Annotated in this window: 8 protein-coding genes; 5 read left to right on the plus strand and 3 right to left on the minus strand. The window is 60.8% G+C overall.

Annotated features, from left to right (window positions below; all coding sequences use genetic code 11):
- The first annotated feature begins 40 nt into the window (after nt 1–40).
- The 4 genes from ACILSR_RS32225 to ACILSR_RS32240 are packed head-to-tail and all read left to right on the plus strand — an operon-like array spanning nt 41 to nt 3008.
- On the plus strand, nt 41–268 hold the full coding sequence (locus tag ACILSR_RS32225; RefSeq protein WP_395753942.1) for a helix-turn-helix domain-containing protein: 228 nt from the start codon (nt 41–43) through the stop codon (nt 266–268).
- Nucleotides 265–1293, plus strand: a complete 1029-nt coding sequence (locus ACILSR_RS32230) for a DNA cytosine methyltransferase (RefSeq protein ID WP_395753943.1) — start codon at nt 265–267, stop codon at nt 1291–1293. The genes ACILSR_RS32225 and ACILSR_RS32230 overlap by 4 nt, the downstream gene beginning before the upstream one ends.
- A complete protein-coding gene (locus ACILSR_RS32235) occupies nt 1290–2177 on the plus strand; it encodes an NgoMIV family type II restriction endonuclease (RefSeq protein ID WP_395753944.1) in 888 nt (295 codons plus the stop codon). Before ACILSR_RS32230 ends, ACILSR_RS32235 begins: the two co-directional genes overlap by 4 nt.
- 24 nt (nt 2178–2201) lie before the next feature.
- Nucleotides 2202–3008 carry an HNH endonuclease gene (locus tag ACILSR_RS32240; protein ID WP_395753945.1) on the plus strand — a complete coding sequence of 269 codons (807 nt, stop codon included), beginning with the start codon at nt 2202–2204 and terminating at the stop codon, nt 3006–3008.
- Between the two features lie 258 nt (nt 3009–3266).
- Here the strand turns inward: ACILSR_RS32240 and ACILSR_RS32245 are convergent, their stop codons facing one another.
- The 3 genes from ACILSR_RS32245 to ACILSR_RS32255 form a co-directional block, all read right to left on the minus strand.
- On the minus strand, nt 3267–4814 hold the full coding sequence (locus ACILSR_RS32245) for an AAA family ATPase (protein WP_395753946.1): 1548 nt from the start codon (nt 4812–4814) through the stop codon (nt 3267–3269).
- 313 nt (nt 4815–5127) lie between these two features.
- Nucleotides 5128–6330 (minus strand): CHC2 zinc finger domain-containing protein, encoded by a 1203-nt coding sequence (locus tag ACILSR_RS32250; RefSeq protein ID WP_395753947.1) that lies wholly within the window; start codon nt 6328–6330, stop codon nt 5128–5130.
- A gap of 236 nt (nt 6331–6566) precedes the next feature.
- Nucleotides 6567–6935, minus strand: a complete 369-nt coding sequence (locus tag ACILSR_RS32255; RefSeq protein WP_395753948.1) for a helix-turn-helix domain-containing protein — start codon at nt 6933–6935, stop codon at nt 6567–6569.
- Nucleotides 6936–7283: 348 nt separating this feature from the next.
- Between ACILSR_RS32255 and ACILSR_RS32260 the strand changes: the two genes are divergently transcribed.
- Nucleotides 7284–7841, plus strand: a complete 558-nt coding sequence (locus ACILSR_RS32260) for a YaeQ family protein (protein WP_395753949.1) — start codon at nt 7284–7286, stop codon at nt 7839–7841.
- The last annotated feature ends 94 nt before the right edge of the window (nt 7842–7935 follow it).

Below are 7935 nucleotides of genomic sequence, written 5' to 3' on the forward strand. Positions count from 1 at the left end.
TGACTCATAGTCCCTAGACTCATCGTCCAAGGTGGTCGGCATGAGCCAACGCCACCGTGCCCTCGATACATTTGGGCAGAACATCCGCAAACACCGCACTGAGAAAGGCCTTTCCCAAGAAGCCCTGGCCGACAAGGCCGACCTCGATTCCACCTACATCAGCGGCATCGAGCGTGGTGTCCGCAACCCCAGCTTGCTTAGCATTGTCCGCATCGCCAAAGCGCTTGGCTTGGACTCGGGAATCCTTTTCCAGGGGGTGAAGGCGTGAGTCCCACGGTTCTGGAACTTTGTGCCGGTGGAGGTGGACAGGCTCTGGGTTTCGAAATGGCAGGATTCGAACACGCGGCTGCTGTGGAGTATGAAGCCAAATTCTGTGCTACTCTGCTCGAAAATCGGTCCCAGTGGAACGTCCAACACACGGATATCCGGAAGTTCGATGGCTCGAAGTTCCGTGGTGTGGATTTGGTCACTGCGGGGGTGCCTTGCCCGCCCTTCAGCGTGGCTGGCAAACAGCTTGGTTCTGACGACGAGAGAGACATGTTCCCCGCTGCATTAGAGATCATGGCGAGCGCAAAGCCCCGTGTGATCATGTTTGAAAACGTACCTGGACTGGCTGCCGCAAAGTTTACCGAATACAGGAGCAGCCTTTTTGAGAAAATTAGGGAGTTGGGATATGAGCCTGAAGGACGCCTTATCCAAGCGGCGGACTATGGCGTGCCACAGCTGCGGCCTCGGTTCATCATCATAGGAATGAAGATCGCTGATTGGAACCGTTTTGAGTGGCCAATACCAAGCTTGGATGCCAAGACGGTGGGAGAGACTCTGGTTGATCTCATGGGAGAGGATGGGTGGAAAGGGGCTGTAAACTGGTCGAAGCTGGCAAATCGAATTGCTCCAACACTTGTGGGAGGCTCCCGTCTGCATGGTGGCCCAGATCTGGGACCAACGAGGGCAAAAGCACAATGGAGGCTCCTGGGGGTGGATGGAATGGGAATAGCCAACAATCCTCCTCCTGCGGACGCCCCATTGGACCACGTTCCCAAACTGACAATAAAAATGGCGGCCCGTATTCAAAGCTTCCCCGACTCATGGAAGTTTGCAGGCGGTAAAACTGCAGCCTACCGCCAGATAGGTAACGCGTTTCCTCCATTAGTTGCCAAGGCTCTGGGCACTTCCATTAGCGCTATGCTCAATGGGAAGCGCTCTAAAACCAAAAAGGCTGAGGCAGCGCAAATGAGGCTGCTGGAGAAGCCAACGGAATATAAAACCACCAAACGAAAGGCACGGAAATGAGCGAGGAGAAAAGCACTGTGATTCAAGCAGCACGGGCCGAGTTTTTGGCTGCTCTTCTAAAGAAGGATCTGAACATTGATAGCCAGGGAGTGGCAAGCATTGCCGATCGTGGTAGCGACATCTCCAAGAGCATTTCCAAAGGCCTGATTGCACGCATTGGAGAGGCAACAACAGCGGAGAAATCCAGCGGCCAGACTGCGGGTAAAGGGTTTGAAAAAGCAGTGGCTGACTTCCTTAGAGCGACCTTTCTGGCGCTGCCACATCTCCGTCCCGGTAAGTGGGAGGTTTTCCATGGAGTGGATCGTTCCAAGGTGCGCATTTCCAACTACCAGCAGTATAATCATTTGGTCCGGCTGGCGGAAAAAGCGAAGCTTGATCCAGATCTCCGCGCAGTGCTGGGCGGCGACTACTTCATCGAACCGGACGTGGTGGTGGTCAGACACTCAGAAACCGATGAGATCATCAATCAACCCGGCGCAATTGTGGACAAACATTGTTCACTGCACACTCCATTGCGGAGCAGTAATGCATCTTCTTTTCCCGGTCAGTTTTTACACGCCAGTATCTCGTGCAAATGGACCATTCGAAGTGATCGAGCACAGAATGCGCGCACTGAAGCGCTGAACCTGATCCGCAATCGCAATGGGCATGTTCCCCACATTGTGGCCATCACCGCCGAGCCTCTCCCGAAAAGAATTGCCTCGATAGCTCAAGGAAGTGGTGATTTAGACTGTGTATATCACATCGCCCTCGAAGAACTCCGTGCAGCAGTGAGCGAGTGTGTTGGGGGCCGCAGAAGTGAACAGGATCAAGACCTTGAGATGTTGATAGCCGCCAAGCGGCTTCGCGATATCTCCGACCTGCCGTTTGATCTGGCGATCTAACAAATATCTGCGAGGTCAGCCAAAATGCCCCTGAAAACGTCATCCCCGTGGACTCGTGACGAACTGTTGATTGCCCTCAATCTTTATCACAAGCTTCCTTTCGGGCAGATTAACGCCCGACTAGCGGTGATCATTGAGGTGGCAGAGAGATTGGGCCGTACGGCGAACAGTCTGGCTCTCAAGCTAGCAAACCTTGCCTCTTTGGACCCCGTCCAGCAGATGCGTGGAATCAAGGGGATGGTTAAGGCAAGCAAGATGGACCGTCTGATGTGGGCGGAGTTCCATGCGCATCTGAACGAAGCTGCGCCGGAGAGTGAAGCAGCCCTCCGCAGGCTGTTTAGTGTGCCGGAGGATTGCGATCTCCAGGTGGTGCCGAAAAAAGGACTCGTGGTACGCAGGACGGTGCCCTCCGGCGACACGGAATACACTGCAAACGTAAAGCTCCGCCGTGGCCAGGATTACTTTCGAGAGTCGGTGTTCAATAACTTTGGCGGATGCTGTGGAGTGTCTCGCCTTGCTGTGCGGGATTTGCTGGTGGCTTCGCACATTCTCCCATGGGCGTCATACCCCGCCGAACGGCTGAATGTGCGCAATGGTCTGTGTCTCTCGCGCCTTCACGATGCAGCTTTTGATCGCGGTTTGATAGCCTTTGATCAAAATCTCCGGCTAGTTCTATCGCGAAAGCTTCGCGAGGAATTGAGCCAGGAGGTGATTGCGGATTATTTTGGCAGGTATGAAGGGGAGATTCTTCATCTGCCCGATGAGGCGGTCCCACCTGATCTGGCATTTCTGGCCAAACATCAGGCGGTTGTTTTTGATCGCGCAGCATAGAATGCAAGCGTACTGAGGGTCTTTTCTGTCTCTGGCCCGGTTTCCACATGGCAACCAGACACCCCTTTTCGGTTGCCATGGGTTTGGCTTCAGGCCTTCGCGGAAATGCCTCTGCTTTCCACTTGGTGCCACATCGTGCCACCCATTGCGCCTAAAACCGAGGGGGGAGGAGAGGCTTGGTTGCCGGTTGCCAAAGTCAAAACATAGGGTGGGCAACCGGCAACCAGAGCTGCCGTGCGGGGACTTGGGCGGCGGATTTTAGCTGTCGTCATCCTGGTCGTAGTCGTCGTCATTGTTATCGCCGAAATCGTCATCGCTGGCGTGGACGCGTGTTTGACCGCGCCCTTTGGACGGCGGGGCTTTGGGTGGCAGGAGCTTGTTTGCGCCGCCGCTGAGACGGCCATCCTGCAGGGCTTTGCGCGCCCATTTGCTGACGGTGCCCTTGTTCTTTTCCATCATCTCCGCGATGTCCTTCTGGCTCGTCACCCCCTCCAGCACGTGCTGGATGAACTGCTCGTATTCGGAGACCTGCGCCAGCTCGCAATGGATGTTCGTCTGCCCGGTTGCATCACTGGTAAAATGCCACAGCAGATCCGGCAGGGGTTCGCCGGTGTTGCGGGAGGGTTTGGTGAAGTGGCTGACGAATTTCGCGCCGGGGTCGCCTTCCTGGCGGGCGTCGCGGAGTTCGAGGATCCAGGAGCAGGCGTCTTCGCGCTTGGTGTGGCCGCGCATGAAGCCGTTGCGGCCGGCGTGGTGGATGACGATGACGGTGATCTTCCGCCGGCGCAGCTCGAGCAGCCAGTGGGAGATGGGCTCGTAGTCCATGCCTTTGTTTTCATCGATCCCGCTGGCCAGGGAGCTGAGGTTGTCCAGAATCAGGACCTGGTAGCCCTGCTGCACCATGAGGTCGGTGAGGCGCTGGCGGTCCTCGGCTTCGCCGATGTTCAGGCTGCTGCTGTTTTCATTGAAGAGGTGCTCGTGGTGCAGGTGGTGCACCTGGGAGAGATCCAGGCCGTGGGCGCGGTATTGGGTGAGCTGCAGCGCCATCTCGCCATCCACGTAGAGGACGGGGATGGGGGTGGTGTCTGCGCCAGAAAGGGAGGAAGAGGAGGAGGAAGATGGACCGGCGGTGCCGGTGCCGCTGCCAGCCTGCCACAGGCCCAAGGGGCGGCGGCTGGAGATGGCTCCGGGCAGGGCCATGGCCATCCAGGTCTTGCCCACGCCGCGCGGGGCGAAGATGTAGCCCAGATCTCCCTGGCACAGCCAGCGGTCCAGCAGCGCGGGCCGTGGCGGGATGACGAGCGCTGCGAGCTGCTCTGCGGTGAGGACAAACTGCGCCAGCGGTGGCCGTGGCGGCGGCTGCTGGGCGGGTGCCGCCGCCTGCCACGGATACGTCTGCTGGGGGGATGCGGCGGGAGAACCAGAATGTGCCATGGGCTGGTAGTTCGAGAGCCCGCTGTTGCTGCCGCTGCTGCCGCAGCCGAGGCCTGCGCCGCTGGGCGGTGCGCCCGGCATGGCATTGAGGGTGGGCAGGTCGCCATGGCCGGCCGTATTTCCGCCCGCAGGGCTGCGGCTGGTGCTGCCGGTGCTCGTAGGTGCGTTCGTGGTCGTGTTTGTGGCTGTGGCCGTGCTGGTGTGGCTTTGACCCGAGCTCGGGGCGTGGCTTTGGCTTTGGCTTTGGCTTTGGCTTTGGCTTTGGCTTTGGCTTTGGCTTTGGCTTTGCCCGGTGCTCTGGCTGCGGCTGGGGTGCTGCGCGTACAGGGCGAGCTCTTCGGCGGTGGGGATGAAGGGTGTGATCAGGCTCATGGTCGTGGTGGTGTTGTTGTGGGTGTTATGTTGTGCGAAATGTGAAACGAGTGGTAGTTTGTGGTATGGGGTGGAAAATGGGGCGCTTCCCGGGGCTTCGTCTTCGTCTTCGTCCTCGTCCTCCTGCTCGTCCTCGATCCGATGGCGTTGGCGGGGGCTCGGAGGGTGCGAGTCGTGTTAGGCGGGCTTCGCCGCGTTTGGTCCGGTTTGTGGGGCTCGGCAGTGTGGGGACGAAGGGCACGCTGGTGTCGAGGACGAGGACGAGGACGAGGACGAGTTCGAGGACGAACGGGATGCAGCGCGAAACGGGAGGCTAGAACGGGGGATCAACCTCGAGGTCGGGATTCGGGAAGAGGCTTTCGCGCACGATGGTGGCGGATTTTTCGTCAAGGCCGGTGGTGCAGTCGTTGAGGTCCTTCACCGGCTTGCCGTCTGTGCGGCGTAGTTCGGAGAAGTCAAAGGTGTCCACGGCGCAGCCTGCGGTGTGCAGTTGCACGGCCCACATGCGGGCGCTTTGCAGGCCGCCGCCGTCGGCATCGGCATGCGGGTAGATGCGCACGCGGCGGCCGCGCATGAGCTGCAGAGCGGCGGCGTCCATGCGCGTGCCGGTGCCGCGCCCGAGCATGGCCACGGGCAGCACGTCCCAGCGCTGCAGCTCATGGGCGAAGTGCAGCGCCGCCAGGTAGTCCGGGCCGCCCTCCACCAGCAGCAGGGTTTTGAAGTCCGGCACACGCCGCAGCACCGCCGCGCCGAGGGGCCAGCTTTTGCGGGAGCCGCGCAGCGTGTGCGCCTTCCGGCGGCCCAGCGGCCCCGCTGCGGGGAAGGCCTTGCCATCCAGCCGCCGCGCCTCGGCGATGCGGCCCTCCGCATCCGTGAGCAGCCAGCAGCGGAAGCCCTGCACGATGGCAAAGGTGAGCGTGCGCAGCGCCAGCGCCAGGGACACGGCCTCCGGCGTGATGTGCCGCGTGTCCGCCACGAGCTGGCGGTCCGCCTCTGTGCCGTTGTGCAGGGGGATGCTCCTGCTTTCTTCAGGCGCTGCAGCCTGCTGCTCTGCGCGCAGCTTTTCGGGCATCTTCACGGCGCCTGCGGTGGAAGAATCCGCCGCAACACCGGGAGGGCATGACTGCGCTGTGGGCCTGGCGTTTGGCGTGCCTTGCCGGCTGGAGGTGGAATGGGTTTGCTGCGGGCGCGGGCGCGGCTTTGTGGGCACCTCGAGTGGGATGCCGAGCATGTCCAGAAACACGCGCAGCGCCTTGCCTCGGCTGATCTGCCGCGCCAGGGCGATGAAGTCGATCACGTCTCCGCCCTGCCTCGTGGAGAAGTCTTTCCACAGCCGCCCGCCCTTGTAGATGGAAAAGGAGGGCGACTTGTCCGGCCTGAACGGCGACCGGCACGTGGCCCCCGGCTGCCCCTCCAGTCCCAGCCTCCGCCATGCCTCCGGGATGAGCAGGCGCTCCTTCAGGGCTGGTATGTCGTGCTTTTTTGTGGTGTGCTGTTTTTGGTGGGTGGTGGTCATGGGCGTGGGGGGAGGGTTTGCGGTTGTTGGCGGTGGTTTGCGATTGTTTGCAGTGGTTGAACGGAGGGCGGTGGCGTGGTGGCGTGGCGGCGTGGTGGCGTGGTGGCGTGGTGGTGGTTTCCTTCTCTTCCTCCTCCTCTTCCTCCCTGAGTCCGGGCAGTCCGGGAGGAAGAGTAGGAGGAAGATTGATGGGCGTAGGCAGCGGCTGGGGTGCTCTTATGTGGTAGGAAGTGGTATCAGAAAGCCGCAGCGGGCCCGGCGGGGATGTGCATGCCGGAGTCGGGCTGGCCGTGGGTGCGCAGGGCGTGGCGCACCTGCTCCAGCTCATAGCGCCGCACGCGGCCCACACGCACGGAGGGGATGATGCGGCGCTGGTTCCAGGTGGTGAGCGTCCTCCGGCTCACCCCCAGCGCCGCCGCCAGCTGGCGCATGGTGAGGAAGGCGGCCGCGGGCGCGGGGGCGGGGACGAGTGTATGAGGCACTGCCGGGGCCGGAGGCTCGGCTGGTGCAGGAGACGCTGCTGTGGGCTGTGTCAGGACCGGTATCGTGACCGGGGCGGAGGCTGCGATTTCGGGCGGAAGCGGAGACGGTGTTTCGTGTGTCATGGTCAATTTCTTGGGTCCACTTTTGGGATTGCAACTGGCGCAAGGAGGGGAAGCGGGTGATGAGAAATGACGAATGACGAATGGTTGGGACGCGAGGAGGAGCGGACGAGTGCTGTCGCGGCATGCGGCGCTGACTTTTAACTTTAAACCTGAAACTTGTAACGAGGTGCCATGGCCGAGGACAGCCGAGAGAAGCGAGACAGACGACTGAAAGGAGCCCGGAGGGTGAGCTTAGCGAATCAACTGAGAGCAGGAGGACGAGTAGGAGGACGAGGACGATTTTGCTCCACAGCCACGTCTTGACTGCTTGACCATTCCTTGACCTCTTGGAGTCTTCCCAACTTTTTCATGGCCCTCAAAGCAATCATCTACAAAGCCAAGGTCTCTCTTTCCGACCTGGACCGCAATGTGTACGCAGACCACGAGCTCACCATCGCGCGGCATCCTTCTGAAACCGAGGAGCGCATGATGATCAGGCTGCTGGCCTTTGTGCTGAACGCGCCGGAGAACAACGACCTCGGCAAGCTCGAATTTGGCAAGGACATGTGGGAGGCGGACGAGCCCGCGCTGAGCCAGCACGATCTCACCGGCCTGCTCATGCACTGGATCGAGCTGGGGCAGCCGGATGAAAAGAAGCTGGTGCGCCTGTGCGGACGCTCAAAGAAGGTCAGCGTGTACAGCTTTGCCAATACCGCCGCCACCTGGTGGGCCGGACTCGCGGGGAAGTTCACGCGCGTGAACAACCTCCACGTGTGGCAGATCCCCGCCGCGGAGAGCCAGGAGCTTGCGAAGCTGGTGGATCGCTCCATGGACCTGACGATCACCCTTCAGGAAGGCGTGCTGTTTGTCGGGGAAGGGGACCGCACGGTGGAAATCAGGATGGCGAAGCTGTGTGGCGGGGAGTAGCCGGTGGGCGGTGAGCGGTGAGCGGTGAGCGGTGAGCGGTGGGCGGTGGGCAGTGGGCAGTGGGCGGTTGAGTGTGTGATTGGGGCGATGGGAG

Origin of the sequence: Prosthecobacter sp. (genome assembly GCF_044222565.1) — a bacterium.
GTDB lineage: Bacteria > Verrucomicrobiota > Verrucomicrobiia > Verrucomicrobiales > Verrucomicrobiaceae > Prosthecobacter.

Bases quoted from the DNA above. Each gene is read 5' to 3' on its own strand.
- ACILSR_RS32255 (WP_395753948.1), bottom strand. From the start codon at position 6,935: ATGACACACGAAACACCGTCTCCGCTTCCGCCCGAAATCGCAGCCTCC.
- ACILSR_RS32250 (WP_395753947.1), bottom strand. From the start codon at position 6,330: ATGACCACCACCCACCAAAAACAGCACACCACAAAAAAGCACGACATA.
- ACILSR_RS32225 (WP_395753942.1), top strand. From the start codon at position 41: ATGAGCCAACGCCACCGTGCCCTCGATACATTTGGGCAGAACATCCGC.
- ACILSR_RS32235 (WP_395753944.1), top strand. From the start codon at position 1,290: ATGAGCGAGGAGAAAAGCACTGTGATTCAAGCAGCACGGGCCGAGTTT.
- ACILSR_RS32245 (WP_395753946.1), bottom strand. From the start codon at position 4,814: ATGAGCCTGATCACACCCTTCATCCCCACCGCCGAAGAGCTCGCCCTG.
- ACILSR_RS32260 (WP_395753949.1), top strand. From the start codon at position 7,284: ATGGCCCTCAAAGCAATCATCTACAAAGCCAAGGTCTCTCTTTCCGAC.
- ACILSR_RS32240 (WP_395753945.1), top strand. From the start codon at position 2,202: ATGCCCCTGAAAACGTCATCCCCGTGGACTCGTGACGAACTGTTGATT.